General features: G+C 64.4%; 17 protein-coding genes and 1 tRNA gene. 6 read left to right on the forward strand and 12 right to left on the reverse strand.

The annotated features are described in order from the left end of the window. The first annotated feature begins 50 nt into the window (after positions 1–50). Complete coding sequence (gene leuA, locus ASG67_RS09650) at positions 51–1,706, forward strand: 2-isopropylmalate synthase (protein ID WP_056528864.1); 1,656 nt, start codon at positions 51–53, stop codon at positions 1,704–1,706. A 70-nt stretch (positions 1,707–1,776) separates the two neighbouring features. Continuing rightward, positions 1,777–2,097, forward strand: coding sequence for a hypothetical protein (locus tag ASG67_RS09655; protein ID WP_056528867.1), 321 nt, complete (start codon positions 1,777–1,779; stop codon positions 2,095–2,097). Between the two features lie 246 nt (positions 2,098–2,343). Here the strand turns inward: ASG67_RS09655 and ASG67_RS09660 are convergent, their stop codons facing one another. The 6 genes from ASG67_RS09660 to ASG67_RS09685 are packed head-to-tail and all read right to left on the reverse strand — an operon-like array spanning position 2,344 to position 6,947. Further along, complete coding sequence (locus tag ASG67_RS09660) at positions 2,344–3,093, reverse strand: SDR family oxidoreductase (protein ID WP_056528870.1); 750 nt, start codon at positions 3,091–3,093, stop codon at positions 2,344–2,346. Then, the gene (gene folE / locus ASG67_RS09665; RefSeq protein WP_056528873.1) at positions 3,090–3,710 is read right to left on the reverse strand and encodes a GTP cyclohydrolase I FolE; all 621 of its coding nucleotides are present in this window, start codon (positions 3,708–3,710) and stop codon (positions 3,090–3,092) included. The genes ASG67_RS09660 and folE overlap by 4 nt, the downstream gene beginning before the upstream one ends. After that, a complete protein-coding gene (gene fghA / locus ASG67_RS09670; RefSeq protein WP_056528876.1) occupies positions 3,707–4,552 on the reverse strand; it encodes an S-formylglutathione hydrolase in 846 nt (281 codons plus the stop codon). The genes folE and fghA overlap by 4 nt, the downstream gene beginning before the upstream one ends. Beyond that, positions 4,549–5,418 (reverse strand): formyltetrahydrofolate deformylase, encoded by an 870-nt coding sequence (gene purU / locus ASG67_RS09675; RefSeq protein WP_056528879.1) that lies wholly within the window; start codon positions 5,416–5,418, stop codon positions 4,549–4,551. Before purU ends, fghA begins: the two co-directional genes overlap by 4 nt. Next, positions 5,415–5,804, reverse strand: a complete 390-nt coding sequence (locus tag ASG67_RS09680) for a VOC family protein (RefSeq protein WP_056528882.1) — start codon at positions 5,802–5,804, stop codon at positions 5,415–5,417. Before ASG67_RS09680 ends, purU begins: the two co-directional genes overlap by 4 nt. 36 nt (positions 5,805–5,840) lie before the next feature. After that, complete coding sequence (locus tag ASG67_RS09685; RefSeq protein WP_056528886.1) at positions 5,841–6,947, reverse strand: S-(hydroxymethyl)glutathione dehydrogenase/class III alcohol dehydrogenase; 1,107 nt, start codon at positions 6,945–6,947, stop codon at positions 5,841–5,843. Positions 6,948–7,016: 69 nt separating this feature from the next. On the opposite strand from ASG67_RS09685, the gene ASG67_RS09690 reads away from it, so the two are divergent. After that, positions 7,017–7,220, forward strand: coding sequence for a DUF2945 domain-containing protein (locus ASG67_RS09690; protein ID WP_056528889.1), 204 nt, complete (start codon positions 7,017–7,019; stop codon positions 7,218–7,220). Positions 7,221–7,262: 42 nt separating this feature from the next. Further along, a complete protein-coding gene (locus tag ASG67_RS09695; protein ID WP_082543407.1) occupies positions 7,263–7,568 on the forward strand; it encodes an SWIB/MDM2 domain-containing protein in 306 nt (101 codons plus the stop codon). A 71-nt stretch (positions 7,569–7,639) separates the two neighbouring features. Here the strand turns inward: ASG67_RS09695 and ASG67_RS09700 are convergent. The 5 genes from ASG67_RS09700 to ASG67_RS09720 all read right to left on the reverse strand — a co-directional run bounded on the left by ASG67_RS09700 (position 7,640) and on the right by ASG67_RS09720 (position 10,053). Continuing rightward, positions 7,640–7,716 (reverse strand) — tRNA-Arg (locus ASG67_RS09700). 67 nt (positions 7,717–7,783) lie between these two features. Continuing rightward, on the reverse strand, positions 7,784–8,209 hold the full coding sequence (locus tag ASG67_RS09705) for a DUF1178 family protein (protein WP_056528892.1): 426 nt from the start codon (positions 8,207–8,209) through the stop codon (positions 7,784–7,786). After that, the gene (locus tag ASG67_RS09710) at positions 8,206–9,030 is read right to left on the reverse strand and encodes a carbon-nitrogen hydrolase family protein (RefSeq protein WP_056528895.1); all 825 of its coding nucleotides are present in this window, start codon (positions 9,028–9,030) and stop codon (positions 8,206–8,208) included. The genes ASG67_RS09705 and ASG67_RS09710 overlap by 4 nt, the downstream gene beginning before the upstream one ends. Then, entirely contained in the window at positions 9,027–9,284 is a 258-nt protein-coding gene (grxC, locus tag ASG67_RS09715; protein ID WP_056528899.1) for a glutaredoxin 3, read from the reverse strand. The genes ASG67_RS09710 and grxC overlap by 4 nt, the downstream gene beginning before the upstream one ends. Before the next feature lie 31 nt (positions 9,285–9,315). Next, the gene (locus ASG67_RS09720) at positions 9,316–10,053 is read right to left on the reverse strand and encodes a ComF family protein (protein ID WP_056529254.1); all 738 of its coding nucleotides are present in this window, start codon (positions 10,051–10,053) and stop codon (positions 9,316–9,318) included. A 43-nt stretch (positions 10,054–10,096) separates the two neighbouring features. Between ASG67_RS09720 and ASG67_RS09725 the strand changes: the two genes are divergently transcribed. Both ASG67_RS09725 and ASG67_RS09730 read left to right on the forward strand, forming a co-directional pair. Continuing rightward, on the forward strand, positions 10,097–10,942 hold the full coding sequence (locus ASG67_RS09725; protein ID WP_056528902.1) for a methyltransferase domain-containing protein: 846 nt from the start codon (positions 10,097–10,099) through the stop codon (positions 10,940–10,942). A gap of 180 nt (positions 10,943–11,122) precedes the next feature. Next, positions 11,123–11,608, forward strand: coding sequence for a cell wall hydrolase (locus ASG67_RS09730; RefSeq protein WP_056528906.1), 486 nt, complete (start codon positions 11,123–11,125; stop codon positions 11,606–11,608). Positions 11,609–11,646: 38 nt separating this feature from the next. On the opposite strand, the gene ASG67_RS09735 is transcribed toward ASG67_RS09730, so the two are convergent. Further along, positions 11,647–14,541 carry a TonB-dependent receptor domain-containing protein gene (locus ASG67_RS09735; protein ID WP_056528909.1) on the reverse strand — a complete coding sequence of 965 codons (2,895 nt, stop codon included), beginning with the start codon at positions 14,539–14,541 and terminating at the stop codon, positions 11,647–11,649. Positions 14,542–14,730 lie beyond the last annotated feature (189 nt).

Consider the following 14,730-nt stretch of genomic DNA (forward strand, 5'->3'; position numbering starts at 1 on the left):
TAATGGCCGCGCGGGTTCTTCATCCGTGGCGGCGAAGCCGGGAAGTTATCATGCTCCGCGATCCATCGACCAAGTACCGACCGTTCCCGCCCATCGCCCTGCCCGACCGGCAATGGCCGTCGCGCACCATCACCCACGCCCCCCGCTGGCTGTCCACCGACCTGCGCGACGGCAATCAGGCGTTGATCGACCCGATGGGCGCGGAAAAGAAGACGCGGCTGTTCGACCTGCTCTGTAAGGTCGGGCTCAAGGAGATCGAGGTCGGCTTCCCCTCCGCTGGCGCGACCGAGTTCGACTTCATCTCCGGCCTCGTCCGCGACGGCCGCATCCCCGACGACGTCACCATCCAGGTGCTGACCCAGTCGCGCCGCGACCTGATCGAGGCCAGCTTCGCCAGCCTGAAGGGCGCGAGGACCGCGATCGTCCACCTCTACAACGCGGTCAGTCCGGCATGGCGCAAGATTGTGTTCGGCATGACCCGCGAAGAGGTGAAGGCGATCGCCATCGCCGGCGCCAAGGTGCTCCGCGACGGGGCCGCGAAACAGCCCGATACCGACTGGTTCTTCGAATACAGCCCGGAAACCTTCTCCACCGCCGAACTCGATTTCTCCGTCGAGGTATGCGCGGCGGTGATGGACGTGCTGCGCCCGACGCCGGATCATCCCCTGATCCTGAACCTGCCCGCCACGGTCGAATGCGCGACGCCCAACGTCTATGCCGACCAGATCGAATGGTTCGGCCGCAACATCCCCAACCGCGACAGCGTCGTCATCTCGCTTCACACCCACAACGATCGCGGCACCGGCGTCGCGGCGGCGGAACTGGGTATGATGGCGGGGGCGGACCGGGTCGAGGGTTGTCTGCTCGGCAATGGCGAGCGTACCGGCAATTGCGATCTCGTGACGCTGGCGCTGAACCTGTACACGCAAGGGGTCGATCCGAGACTCGACCTGTCGGACATCGACGAGGTGGTGAACACCGTCACCTATTGCACCAACCTGCCCATCCATCCGCGCACACCCTATGCCGGCGACCTCGTCTTCACCGCCTTTTCCGGATCGCATCAGGACGCGATCAAGAAGGGCTTCGTGGCGCAGGGCCAGCGTAACGACGGCCTGTGGGAAGTACCCTATCTGCCGATCGACCCCGCCGATCTCGGCCGCAGTTACGAAGCGGTGATCCGCGTCAATTCGCAGTCGGGCAAGGGCGGCGTCGCGTGGGTGATCGAGCAGGACAAGGGCCTGAAACTGCCCAAGCGTCTGCAGGCCGATTTCAGCCGCCACGTGCAGGCGCTGGCCGACGAGACCAGCCGCGAACTCGGCGCCGCCGATATCTGGGGCCGGTTCGAGGCGACCTACCTCCCCCGCCCCGGCGACCGCTTCGTGCTGCGCGATTACGAGGAGACCGGCACCGCCGGCCAGCGCCTGTTCGTCGGCCACGTCTCGGTCGATGGCGTCGACCGGTCGATCTCGGGGCGCGGCAACGGCCTGATCTCCGGCGTGATCGACGCGCTGGGCGAGACGGGGCCGACGCTCGACGTCGTCGATTACAGCGAACACGCGATCGGCCACGGCGCCGATGCGCAGGCCGCCGCCTATGTCGAATGCCGCTCCGCCGATGGTCGCACGGTGTTCGGCGTCGGCCTCGACAGCGACATCGCCACCGCCAGCGTCCGCGCGGTGTTGAGTGCTGCCAATCGGGCATGATCTCAGGACTTTAGGGAACGCCTTCCCGGCTCGCCGGTTCGTCTCCCGATATCCTTTGGGAGACGGACCGATGGCCAGCGAGCACAATCCGACGAAGAAGATGGCGACCAATGCGCAAAAGGGCCTCGACCTGCGCGACCGCTTCGATCGCGGCGGCACCGACGTCGGCGTGAAGCGCGCGAAACAGATCGTCGAAGGCAAGCCGATGTCTGACGCCGACGTAAAATCGATGCACAGCTACTTCGCCCGCCACGACGTCGACAAGGACACCAAAAGCCACGACTGGGGAAACGAGGATGACCCCTCCGCCGGTTACGTCGCCTGGCTGCTATGGGGTGGCGACGAGGGCAAGACCTGGGCCGACAAGGAGCGTGAGAAGATCGAGGAGTAGAAGCGCTCTCTCTCCCGGTTTCTCAAAACTGGACCAAACCGACCGACCGAGAACGCAAATTGATCCGTCGGCGAATTACTTTGCGGCGCTATGTCCTACACGCCCGGACGCGATTATATCCGTCCAACGACTGTTCTTTCTCACCGTCGATCCAGACGCCGGCTACGCTCTCGCGCGCGTGTACGCGCCCGCGCGCGGCCGTGAGTGCGACTTTAGTGACTTTCCGTGCCCGAACCCGGTCGGGCATCACCCCGTCAGGTGAACGAAATCCCGCGCGAATGGCACCAGATGCGCGCCGCCATCGACGTACAGGATTTGCCGGTCGAGCGACGGCATCGACGCACAGAACAGGACGGCTGCGGCAATATCATCCGGCGTCGGCAGTCGCCGGAGCGGCATCAGATCGGCGAGCGCCGCCATCTGATCGTCGGTATAATCCCCGGTCGGCAGCGTCAGCCCCGGCGCGACGCCGTTCACGCGCACCCCCGCCGCGCCGATCCGTGTGGCGCCGGCCAGCGCCAGTTTCGCCAGCGTATAGGACAGTTGGTCCGGGTGCGGATGCGCGATCCGCTGGTCGAGGATGTTGACGATCGATCGATCGCCCTCCCCCGCGGTCGCCGTGAATGCCTGCATCAGCAGCACTGGCGCCGCGGCGTTGATCGCATGGGCCTGTGCCAGATCATCCGCCGTCACGTCTGCCAACACATCCTGCCCGAACAGCGACGCGCCATTAACGAGCAGATCCGGCACCCACCCAAAACAGGCCGTCACCTCGGCATATAGCGCCGTCGCTCGGGCCGGATCGGCGAAATCCGCTACGAAACCCTGCCAGACACCGCCGGCTGCCGTCAGCGCCTCGGCGAGCGATGGCTCCGGATCGGCGTCATGACTGCCATGCAGCGCCAAATCATATCCCGCCCCGGCCAACGCGGTGGCGATCGCCGCGCCCAGCCGGCGGCAACCACCTGTTACCAACGCCAGCGGTCGCCGGCTCACGCGCCACCGCGACCCATCAGCGCCAGCACTTCCTTGCGGCTCCGCTGGTCGTCGCGAAACACGCCCATCATCCGGCTGGTCGTCATCGCCACGCCCGGCGTCCGAACGCCGCGGGCCGTCATGCAGGCATGGGTCGCTTCGATCACGACCGCAACGCCGTGCGGCTTCAGGTTTTCCCAGATGCAGTCGGCGACCTCGGCGGTCAGCCTCTCCTGAACCTGCAACCTTCGAGCATAGGCGTGCAGCACGCGCGCCAGCTTCGAAATGCCGACGACGTGGTTACGCGGCAGATAGGCGATGTGCGCGACGCCGATGATCGGCGCCATGTGATGTTCGCAATGCGACTGAAACGGGATGTCCTTCAGCAGCACGATCTCGTCATACCCGCCCACTTCCTCGAACACCCGCGACAGATGCCGGGCAGGATCGTCGCCATAGCCGGAGCAATATTCCCGCCACGCCTGTGCGACACGCTTCGGTGTATCGAGCAGCCCCTCCCGCATTGGATCGTCGCCCGTCCACGCGATCAGCGTGCGGATCGCCTCGGCGACATGGGGCGGCACGGCGATCTTGCCGTCCTCGGCGATCAGGTCGCCATCCTCCGGTTCCATGTTCATGCTGCCTTCCTCAATCGTTCGGCGGCCCAGGCGACATGATCCGCCATGAAGGTCGAGACACCCAGATAGCTGTGATCATATCCCGGCTGCATCCTCAGCGTCAGGTCGATCCCCGCCGCCGCACATGCCGCCGCCAGCAGTTCGGGCCGTAACTGCTCGCCCAGAAACTGGTCCGCATCACCCTGATCGACCAGTAGGTCGGGCCGGCGCGCGCCATCCTCGATCAACGCCACCGCGTCGTAACGGCGCCATGTGCTGCGATCGTCGCCCAGATATCCGCCCAGCGCCTTCTCACCCCACGGCACCTGTCCCGGTGCGACGATCGGCGCGAAGGCGGTCACGCTGCGGAACCGATCGGGGTGCCGCAACCCGATCGTGAGCGCGCCGTGGCCGCCCATGGAATGGCCGGTAATCGCCTGCCGTTCCATATCGACCGGAAACTCCGCACCGATCAGAGCTGGCAGCTCATCCTCAATATAGGACCGCATCCGAAAATGCGGCGTCCATGGCGCTTCGGTGGCATCGACATAGAAGCCGGCACCCTGCCCCATGTCGTATTCGGGATCATCGGCCACGCCCTCACCCCGCGGGCTGGTGTCGGGGGCCACGAAGACGACGCGATGCTCGGCGCAGGCGCGGCGATACTCACCCTTGTCCATCACATTGGCATGAGTGCACGTCAGCCCGGACAGGAACCACAGCACCGGCAATCTTTCGCCCGGATCATGCGCGGGCACGAAGACGGCGAAGGTCATGTCGGTGTCCGTCGCGGTCGATCGGTGGCGATACACGCCCTGCGTGCCGCCATGGGCCTTTGCCGTCGAAACGGTCTCCATCGTCATCGAAACACCACCGTCCGGTTGTCGTTCAGGAATACGCGTCGTTCGCCGACCCACGTCACCGCGCGCGCCAGCACCTGCGCCTCGATATCGCGGCCGATACGGACCAGGTCATCGGCCGAAGCGCGGTGATCGACCCGCTCCACCGCCTGTTCGATGATCGGGCCTTCGTCCAGATCAGCGGTCACGAAATGTGCGGTAGCGCCGATCAGCTTCACGCCGCGCTCATGCGCCCGGTGATAAGGCCGTGCGCCCTTGAAGCCGGGAAGGAAGCTGTGATGGATGTTGATGCACCGGCCCGGCAACGCCTCGACCAGCGTCGGCCCCAGCACCTGCATGTAGCGCGCCAGCACCAGATATTGCGCCCGTTTGGCAGCCATCAGATCAAGGATCGCCCGCTCCTGCGCATCACGGTTGGTGTCGTCGACCGGCAGATGATGCCAGGGCAAACCATGCCATTCGACCAGCGAGCGCAAAGCATCATGGTTCGACACGACACCGACGATCTGAACCGGCAGCGCGTTCGTCCGCCAGCGGTGGAGCAGGTCGTTCAGGCAGTGCGACCCCTTCGAAACCGCCAGGAGCACACGCGGTCGGTCATCCGCACGAACGACCTCCCACGCGAAATCGAACCGCACCGCCGCCGCTGCCAGCGCCGCCCGGACGCCCCCGACATCGGTCGGAAATCCCGGCCCGCCGCCTGTGAAGACGACACGCATGAAGAAGCGCCCCGTCTCCAGATCGGCATATTGCTGGCTGTCGAGGATGAACCCGTCGATGCCGGCCAGCGCTCCCGACACCGCAGCCACGATGCCGACAAGGTCCTGGCACGCAAGGGTGAGGATCAGGGCCGTGCCGGCGTCGGTCATGCCTTCGACGCAACGCGGTGCATCGCGCAGATCTTGTTGCCCGCCGGATCGCGAAGATAGGCGAGGTAGAGCGGGCCGAACGGCGAATTGCGAACCCCCGGTGCATTCTCGATCGCCGTACCGCCAGCAGCAAGCCCCGCCGCATGCCATGCATCGGCCGCCTCGGGCGATGACGCCGCAAAGCCCACCGTGCCACCATTGGCGTGGCAGGCAGGCTCACCATTGATCGGTTTGGTCAGGATCAGAATTCCGCCGCTGTGCGCATAGGTGGCCCGGCCCATCGGATCGATCTGCCCGGCCGGAATGCCGAGCGCGCCCAGCGTGGCGTCGTAGAACGACTTCGACGCATCGATATCGTCGGTGCCGAGCATGATGTGACTGAACATGTAATTTGCCTCTCCGTTGTTATTACCGGCCGGCGATCAGTAGACCACGACCGAGCGGATCGATTCGCCCGCGTGCATCAGGTCGAATCCCTTATTGATCTCGTCCAGCGTTAGCCGGTGGGTTATCATCGGATCGATCTGGATCATCCCGTCCATATACCAGTCAACGATCTTGGGCGTGTCCGTCCGCCCGCGCGCACCGCCGAACGCCGTGCCGCGCCAGTTACGCCCGGTGACAAGCTGGAACGGCCGCGTGCTGATCTCCTTGCCAGCCTCCGCCACCCCGATGACGATGCTGGTACCCCAGCCCCGGTGGCAGCATTCCAGCGCTTGGCGCATGACATCGGTGTTGCCCGTCGCATCGAAGCTGTAATCGGCGCCGCCATCAGTAAGCGCGACGATGTGCGGCACAATATCGCCCACGACCTTGGGGTTGGCGAAGTGCGTCATGCCGAACCGGCGGCCCCATTCCTCGCGGTCGGGGTTGATATCGACGCCGACAATCATCTTCGCACCGGCCAGCTTCGCGCCCTGGATCACGTTCAGCCCGATCCCGCCCAGCCCGAATACGACCACGGTGTCGCCGGGCTGTACCTTGGCCGTATGCACCACCGCGCCAACGCCGGTGGTGACGCCGCAGCCGACATAGCAACTGGTGTCGAACGGCGCGTCCTCACGAATCTTCGCCACCGCGATCTCCGGCAGCACGGTGAAGTTCGAGAAGGTCGAGCAGCCCATGTAATGGAAGATCGGCTGTCCCTTGTAGCTGAAGCGGGTCGTGCCGTCAGGCATCAGCCCCTTGCCCTGCGTCGCCCGGATCGCGGTACATAGGTTGGTCTTGCCGCTGAGGCAGGATTTACACTGCCGACATTCGGGGGTGTAGAGCGGAATGACATGATCGCCGACCGCGACACTGGTCACACCAGAGCCAATCTCCCGCACGATGCCGGCACCTTCATGACCCAGCACGCTGGGGAACAGCCCCTCCGAATCGAGCCCGTCGAGCGTATAGGCGTCGGTATGGCAAATGCCCGTCGCCATGATCTCGACCAGCACCTCGCCGGCCCGCGGCCCATCCAGATCGAGTTCAACGATCTCCAACGGCCGTTTCGCCTCGAACGCTACAGCGGCTCGCGTCTTCATTTGGTCTCACTCCTCGCAACCTTCCGGCCTCTGCCGCGATTGGTAGCAAACAATCAAGGAGGTGGAGCGATGAAGGACCCAAAGAAGGGCGACGAGGTAACCTGGAATTCCCATGGCGGCGAAGCGCACGGGCATGTCGAGAAAAAGGTGACGAGCGATACCAAGATCAAAGGCCATCAGGTGCGGGCGTCGCCGGATGACCCACAGTATATTGTAAAGAGTGACAACGGCGGAAAGGCGGCGCACAAGGCGTCCGCGCTCGACAAGGCGTAATGCTCCGCTAAGCTGGGCAACAGTTCAACAGGAAGGATTACCATGGCCACTGCAAAGCAGGACGCCGGCGCCGACAAGGCCGCCAAGAAGCCAACCAACAGCGGGACGGGCATCCATGCGCCGGTCAAGCCGTCTGCCGATCTCGGTGCGATCGTCGGCAACGATGCGTTGCCGCGGAGCGAAGTCATCAGCAAGGTCTGGGACTATATCAAGTCCAAGAATCTGCAGAACCCAGAAAACAAGCGCGAAATCCTCGCCGATGACAACTTGAAGAAGGTATTCGGCAAGGACAAGGCCACGATGTTTGAGATGAACAAGTACATCTCGGCCCATCTGACCAAGGCCTGATGCCTCATCGGGGGTGCCGGCGGCACCCCCGATACTTTTGACATTGTTCATAACCACCGCATTCGGTGATCTGGTGGTCCCGGAGGGACTCGAACCCCCGACGCCCACTTTAGGAAAGTGGCGCTCTGTCCGGCTGAGCTACGGGACCAGTGACGTGCCCATAATCCACTCACGCGCGGCTATCTACCCCTAGAGGGTTGATTTCACCGATCGTATCAATTGATCTGATCTGGCGGTACGACGGGTAGTGGCAGTGGTGCGACCGGCACGCCATCCTCAATCAGTGCCTTCGCCTCTGCGAACGTGGCCTGCCCATGGATCAGCGATGGTGATTCTTCGCCGGCGTGCATCGCCCGCGCCCGGTGAGCGAAGCCTGCCCCAACCCATGTCGATTTGCCCAACAACTTCGCCTGTTCGGCGGCAAGTAGGTGCATCGCCTGCTTGATCGCCTGCGGTGCAACACTCGCACGGTTGCCCTTTGCGGCGATCGCCGGCGCCATAAGAGCCTTTTCGATATCGGTGTCGCCACAGCTCGGACAGCCGATCAGTCCGGCGGCCCGTTGTTCCTCATAGGCGCCGGTCGATCCGCACCACGCCTCGAAAACATGACCAGTCGGACAACGCAGGTCAAATACGATCATGCGACGTTCGTCACCGGCGGGATCTGCCGACGATGCCGCAGCGCCGGGATCCGCGTTCGCACATCGACCAACACGGTGGGATCGAGATCGACCACCGCTAGGCCGGGCGCCTCCCCCATATCCAGCAGCACCTTGCCCCATGGATCGACCACCATCGAATGACCATAAGTCGTGCGGCCATCGGCGTGGGTCCCGGTCTGCGCGGCCGCCACGACGAACGCACCTGCCTCGATCGCGCGAGCGCGCAACAGTACCTCCCAATGCGCCACACCGGTTGGCCGGGTGAACGCCGCCGGTACCGACAGCACCGTGGCCTCGGCGTCACTCAGCGCGCGATAAAGATCGGGGAAGCGGATGTCGTAACAGATTGACAGGCCGATCCGGCCAACTGGGCTATCTACCACGGTTGTCGCTTCACCGGGCGCATAGCTGGCCGATTCACGCCAGCTTTCGCCGCTCGGCAGATCAACGTCGAAAAGGTGAAGCTTGTCGTACTTGGCCCGGATCGCACCGTCAGCATCGATCACATAGCCACGGTTTGCCAGCCGCCCATCTGTCCTGCGTACCGCGAGCGATCCCAACTGGACCCACACACCGTACCGTGACGCCGCCTTACGCACCCCGGCCAGCACGGTATCGTCATCCTCGCCGACGATCGATCCAGCCGCACGGGACCGGTCGCGGTCGACCAGACCAGACATTTCCGGCGTGAACAGCATTGCCGCTCCCATTGCTGCCGCCTGTTCGACCGCATCGACCAGCGTGGCGGCATTGGCGGCCGGATCGATCCCGGCCGTCATCTGGAGGACGGCGGCCTTCACGCCGCCAGCAGTGGGTCGAGCCCCCCGGACCGATCCAGCGCCGCCAGATCGTCATAGCCACCGACATGACGGCCATCGATGAACACCTGCGGCACCGTGGTGCGCCCCTGCGCGCGCTGGATCATCTCGGCGCGTTTCGGCCCACCCATCGTGATGTCGAATTCCTGCGGGTCGACACCCTTGGCATCGAGCAACCGCATCGCCCGCGTGCAATAGGGGCAGAACGCCTTGGTATAGATTTCTACGTTGGCCATGGACATCAGGTGTGGTGACGGCCCGCGCTTGTCAATCATCGGCCGCGTCAGGCAGCACGCGCGCCCAGCACAGGATCGTCACCGATCGCGCGCCCGCCGCCAGCAGCGCGCGGGTGCAGGCGGTTGTGGTCGCGCCGGTCGTGTAGACGTCGTCGACCAGTACTACCGCCCGGCCCCTGATCGATTCCCGACGCGCACGATCGACAACGAACACACCCGCCACCGCTCTCGCCCGCGCACGGCGGCCGAGGCCCCGCAGCAACGGTGTCGCCCGCCGTCGTTGCAACGCATGGTGATCGCGCGGCACGCCGGTTCTTTGTGATACGACGTCAGCGATCAACGCGGCCTGATTGAACCCGCGCCGCCATAACCGGCCGCGGTGGAGTGGCACCGGCACCAGCAGGTCGCCCTGCGCTGGCATCAGGCGGAGCATCGCCCGCGCCATCGTGTTGGCCAGCGCGATGCGGCCGCCATGCTTCAACCGCACCGCCAGCGCGCCGGCCACGTCGCCATAAGCAACCGCCGCCCGCACACCGGCATGTCGTGGCGGGGTGCCCGCGCAGGTCGCGCAGATCGCGCCCTCGCCGCGATCAAAGGCGAACGGCACATGGCAGGCGGCGCACCACGGCGGCCCCAGAAACCGCAATGCGCTCCAGCACGTGCCGCAGAATTGATGGTCCTCAGCCACTGGCACGCCGCAGCCGGGACAGCGCGGCGGCAGGGCGTAATCAGCGATCCATCGCAAGGGCCTCAGGATCGACCGCAGCATCCACCGCTTGTCGCCGGCCCACGCGCACGGCACAAGCGCCGGGATGGACGTGCCCGACATCTTTGATCGCAATGCCCGACGCCGACGCCGCGATCGCGCGATCGACCGCTACGCCGCGCATGATTTTCTCCGCGTCGCGATGCTCGATGGCATCGCCGATCGGTTGGATACCGTTACACGCTCATTCACCGACATTCTGGACCTCGGATCGTTCGATGGTGCTTTCGCGCCACCGCCGGGCAGTCGGGTTGCGCGCCTGGATGCCGGTTTCGGCTTCGCAAGCCGGAGCGGCGGCGTCCAAGGGGATGAGGACCGGTTGCCCTTCGCGGACGGCGCGTTCGATTGCGTTGTTAGTGCCGGGGTGCTCGACCAGATCGGCGATCTTCCCGGTGCCCTGTCGCTCGCCCGCCGCGTGCTGCGGCCCGACGGCCTGTTTCTGGCCGCGTTCGTCGGCGCGGGTTCCTTTCCCGCGCTTCGTAGCGCTTTCCAGATCGCCGAGCGCGAGCGCCCCGTGGCGCGGCTGCACCCCCAGGTCGACGTACGATCGGCGGGCGATCTGCTGGTCAGGGCCGGTTTCGCCTTGCCGGTCGCTGATATTGAAACGGTCGACATCGGATATCCCGATATCGGCCGATTGTTGGAAGATTTGCGGGGGATGGCCGGCACCAACATCCTGACCGATCGGCATTCGCTGTCACCCGGTGCCCTGTCCCGCGCAGCAGCGGCCTTCGCCGAGGCCGCAGGCCCCGACGGCCGCACCCGTGAGCGGATCGATGTCATCTTCCTGACCGGCTGGGCGCCGGACGCGTCGCAGCCGCAACCCGCCAAGCGTGGCAGCGGCAAAAGCTCGCTCGCCCAGGCCCTCGCCCGGCGCGATCCCCTGAGATAGCTGGTGGTGGCGCAGCGACGTGTAAAATCCGGGGCGCCGCTACGGAATAAAAGGCGTAGAGCGGCGCGAAACGCCGCGGCGAAGCGCTGGCTGCTGTTGCTCGGCATCGTCGGGACTATCGTGATAATCTTGGGGGTGATCGACCCCAGGCGATCGGTTCCGCCAAGGCCGCCATTGACGATGGCGCAGGCGCGTGCGTCGAACGCGGCGGTGCCGCTGGACGAACGGCGACGTTCGATCGCGCCCGGCTATCGCTTTTCCGGTGGCGTCGCGTCCCGCGAACAGGCGACCGAATGTCTGGCGACCGCTGCCTTATATGAGGCGGGCAGCGATACGCGCGGACAGAAGGCGGTGATCCAGGTGATCCTGAACCGGGTCAGGGCGCGGGGCTTTCCAAAGACGATCTGCGGCGTCGTTTATCAAGGCTACACCCGTGGTACCGGTTGCCAGTTCTCTTTCACCTGCGACGGATCGATCCAGCGGCGCACGGTGCATGTCGGTTGGGCGAAGGCAAGGCGCGCCGCCCGCCGCGCATTGTCAGGCTATGTCTTTCCAGACGTCGGGCGCGCCACGCATTATCACACCGACTGGATGGTGCCGTACTGGCGCGACTCTCTGGTCAAGGTGGCGCAGGTCCGTACCCATCTCTTTTACGTCCGACGGTGAACCAAAGGGGCGGCGGATCGAACCCCCGCCCCCGATCATCAGAATTTTGCGCCGAGGCGTACATACCCGAACTGATCGGGCAGGTCGTACGTCGTCGGATCGAAGCCACCGCAGCTCAGGCAGTCGGGCGCACGCTTACCCAGTACGTTGTTGACGCCAAGGGTCAGCATGAAACGTCGCTCTGCAAAGGGCAGGTTCCAGCCGACCTGCGCATCGAGATAGATCGTCGCCTTTATCTCGTTGTTGTCATAGGCCGGCTCGATCACCTTGCTTATGAAACGACCGGTGATGGAAGCGAGGAAATTCTCGCTGCTCCAGTCCAGCGTGGAGTTCGATTTGAAGCGCGGATAGGCCTGATCGCCACGCTCGGTCCCCTGCCGCTCCAGCTTCTGGCTGCCGGTCGCGGTCGGTAAGGTGGTCGAATATTCCAGCAGATAGTTGTTGGCCCAGGTCAGGCCGATCGTGCCCGTGCCGATCGATGGACTACGATAGGTCAGGATCGCGTCGATCCCCTCGCTCTTGATGCTCGCAATGTTCTGCAACAAGCCGCGGATCTGGGTGATCTGGCCGGTGGCGGAACGGGTGATCGCGCTGCACGCGACCGGATCGTTCGATCCCGTGCAATTGGCGAGCAGCACGTCGGCGCCGATCGACGAGATCGCGTCATCGACCTTGATCGTGTAGTAATCTGCCTCAAGGCTCAAGTTGCCGACGATGCCGCCGCGCGCCCAGCCGGGGCTATAGACACCGCCGACGATCCAGCTTTCCGATGTCTCGGATTTCAGCGCGCGATTGCCGCCGGTCAGAATCGGCAACTGCAGGCCGTTCTGCACATAGCTGCCGTTCGCCGGCACACCCTGCGTGACGCAATTCTGGCGTACCGTCGCAGACGCACCATTGCTGTTGAAACCGGAGCACGGGTCGATGACTTCGCCATCGAAGCGCGACGGCGTGCCGAAGAGTTCGCCGATGCTCGGTGCCCGGAAACCTTGTGCCCAAGTACCGCGCAAACGCAGATCATCGATCGGCTTCCAGCTGATACCCGCCTTCATCGTCGTCTTGCTGCCGCTGGTCGAATAATCGGAATAGCGGGCAGCGAACGACCCTTCGAGCAGTCGGAAGAACGGTATGTCCTTCAACAGGGGGATGCTGAGTTCGCCATAGACTTCGTGCGCGTTGATACTGCCCGCCGTTGGCTGGGCCGGAATGTCCGAACCCAAGCCCGCCGATACGATCGGATCTGGTGTGAACGACCCAGCCTGACGCCGGAACTCGTATCCGACCGCCAGACCCAACGGACCCGCTGGCAGGCTCAGTAGGTTACCGGTAATGTTGAACGTCGCGTCGGTCAGCGACTGGTCACTGCGGTCACGCTGGTCAAACGTCACGTAATCGATCATCGCCTGCGTGATCGATCCCGCACCGCCAAAGATGTTGAACGGCACGCACGCGCCGGTGCAGGCCGATACCGGCCCCAGCGCGACGGCCAGATTGGCCGCGTTGACGTTGCCCTGCATCTTCTGCTTCGCTTCGGTCTCGGCGTGGATTGCGGTGGCATCCCAGTACCACGTGCCGTTGCCGATCGGGATCTGCCCCTCCAGCGTCGAGCTAACGTACATCGTGCTGACCCGCTGCGAATAATGGCGCGGGCCGTTTTCGACGAAGCGACGGCCGATGAACGCGTAGTTGGCGGGCACGCCATTTGCGCCGGTGCTGAGCGTAACGCCGAACGGGTTGAACGGATTCGTACGATCGATCGAGATCGTATCGAGCAGGTTGCCGTTGCCGGCGTCGGGACCCACGAACAGGGGCAGCGGCGCCGCCTGATTGTCCGATGTGCGGCGGTTGTAGATCACCTTCGTGCTGAATTTGACGTTGTCGCCCAGATCGCCCGAGAAATTGATGAACGCACCGATCCGTTCGTTCGGCGTCAGCAGATAGTTGACCGGGCGGAAGTTGTACCGGTCGGCGGTGGTGAACGACTTGAAGTCTCCGTTTGCGCCGGTGGGATCGATCGGAACGAAGCGTGGGCGCGTCAGCGGATTCGACCGCAGCGTCAGGTTCAACGACTCACCCGTCAGCGGGTTGTTGACGATGAAACGGCCGTTGGGTGTCGCGGAGCTGCAGCTGGACGTGCAGGCGGTCTCACCCGGATTGGGGAAGCTGTAATACGGGCGATCACCGGCGAAAACACTGCCCTGTTTGATGTAATTCGCGCCCGCTACGAACGAGACGCCGGCATCGTCGTCACGATGTCCCCAGCTCAACTGATAGTTCTGGGTGACGCCGTCGCCTTCGTCATAGGCGCCGACCTGGGCACTGGCGACGAAGCCGTTCTGGCGTTTCTTGGTGATGATGTTGACGACGCCGGCGATCGCGTCGGAACCGTAGATTGTCGAGGCACCATCGCGCAGCACCTCGATCCGTTCGACCATGCTGTCAGGAATCGAGTTGATATCCACGGCACCGGGGACGCCGCTGGCCGACGAGCCGTTGATATAACGCTGGCCATCGAGCAGCACCAATGTGCGGCGGCTGCCCAGATAGCGCAAGTCGATCTCCGCCGAGCCCGCGCCTACGCCGCCACCGTCGGGCGGATTGCCGTTGTTGCCGCTGCGGTTGAACCGGGAATTGAGGCCGCCGGCGCTGCCGGGCAGGCGTTGCAACACGTCCGCGATCGACGACAGGCCGGTGCGCGCGATGTCTGCGCTGTCGACGGTGGTCAGGGGCGCCGCCTGTGCCAGCGGATCGCGGCGGATACGCGAGCCGGTGACGACGATGTCCTCGCCGGGCGCGGAGGCGCTGTTGCTGTCCGTGCCGGCGACAGATGCCTCGGCAACTTGCGCCACGGCGCTAGTTGCAATGGCAAGGCTGAACGCTGCCGCGCTCGCAAATAGTAGGCGACGTTGCGCCATGATGGTCAATGATCGCATTGGTGTTCCCCTTTTTATCAGTCGCTCCTTGTTCCTGCCTGCGGATGCGGTGTCGCATCGTGGCGACACCTGTCATCGAAACTCTCGATGGTAAGTTTATGGTTCATTCCTGAACCAGCGGATCACGGACGGCTATACGGTGTAATGCCCGAGAATCCGCCATGCGGAGCAGTGGAGCCGGCCCGCCTG

This window comes from Sphingomonas sp. Leaf339 (genome assembly GCF_001426195.1).
In the GTDB taxonomy this organism is placed as follows: Bacteria; Pseudomonadota; Alphaproteobacteria; order Sphingomonadales; family Sphingomonadaceae; genus Sphingomonas.

Bases quoted from the DNA above. Each gene is read 5' to 3' on its own strand.
- leuA (WP_056528864.1), top strand. From the start codon at position 51: ATGCTCCGCGATCCATCGACCAAGTACCGACCGTTCCCGCCCATCGCC.
- ASG67_RS09655 (WP_056528867.1), top strand. From the start codon at position 1,777: ATGGCCAGCGAGCACAATCCGACGAAGAAGATGGCGACCAATGCGCAA.
- folE (WP_056528873.1), bottom strand. From the start codon at position 3,710: ATGAACATGGAACCGGAGGATGGCGACCTGATCGCCGAGGACGGCAAG.
- fghA (WP_056528876.1), bottom strand. From the start codon at position 4,552: ATGACGATGGAGACCGTTTCGACGGCAAAGGCCCATGGCGGCACGCAG.
- purU (WP_056528879.1), bottom strand. From the start codon at position 5,418: ATGACCGACGCCGGCACGGCCCTGATCCTCACCCTTGCGTGCCAGGAC.
- ASG67_RS09680 (WP_056528882.1), bottom strand. From the start codon at position 5,804: ATGTTCAGTCACATCATGCTCGGCACCGACGATATCGATGCGTCGAAG.
- ASG67_RS09685 (WP_056528886.1), bottom strand. From the start codon at position 6,947: ATGAAGACGCGAGCCGCTGTAGCGTTCGAGGCGAAACGGCCGTTGGAG.
- ASG67_RS09690 (WP_056528889.1), top strand. From the start codon at position 7,017: ATGAAGGACCCAAAGAAGGGCGACGAGGTAACCTGGAATTCCCATGGC.
- ASG67_RS09695 (WP_082543407.1), top strand. From the start codon at position 7,263: ATGGCCACTGCAAAGCAGGACGCCGGCGCCGACAAGGCCGCCAAGAAG.
- ASG67_RS09705 (WP_056528892.1), bottom strand. From the start codon at position 8,209: ATGATCGTATTTGACCTGCGTTGTCCGACTGGTCATGTTTTCGAGGCG.
- grxC (WP_056528899.1), bottom strand. From the start codon at position 9,284: ATGGCCAACGTAGAAATCTATACCAAGGCGTTCTGCCCCTATTGCACG.
- ASG67_RS09720 (WP_056529254.1), bottom strand. From the start codon at position 10,053: ATGCTGCGGTCGATCCTGAGGCCCTTGCGATGGATCGCTGATTACGCC.
- ASG67_RS09725 (WP_056528902.1), top strand. From the start codon at position 10,097: ATGGACGTGCCCGACATCTTTGATCGCAATGCCCGACGCCGACGCCGC.
- ASG67_RS09730 (WP_056528906.1), top strand. From the start codon at position 11,123: ATGGCGCAGGCGCGTGCGTCGAACGCGGCGGTGCCGCTGGACGAACGG.
- ASG67_RS09735 (WP_056528909.1), bottom strand. From the start codon at position 14,541: ATGCGATCATTGACCATCATGGCGCAACGTCGCCTACTATTTGCGAGC.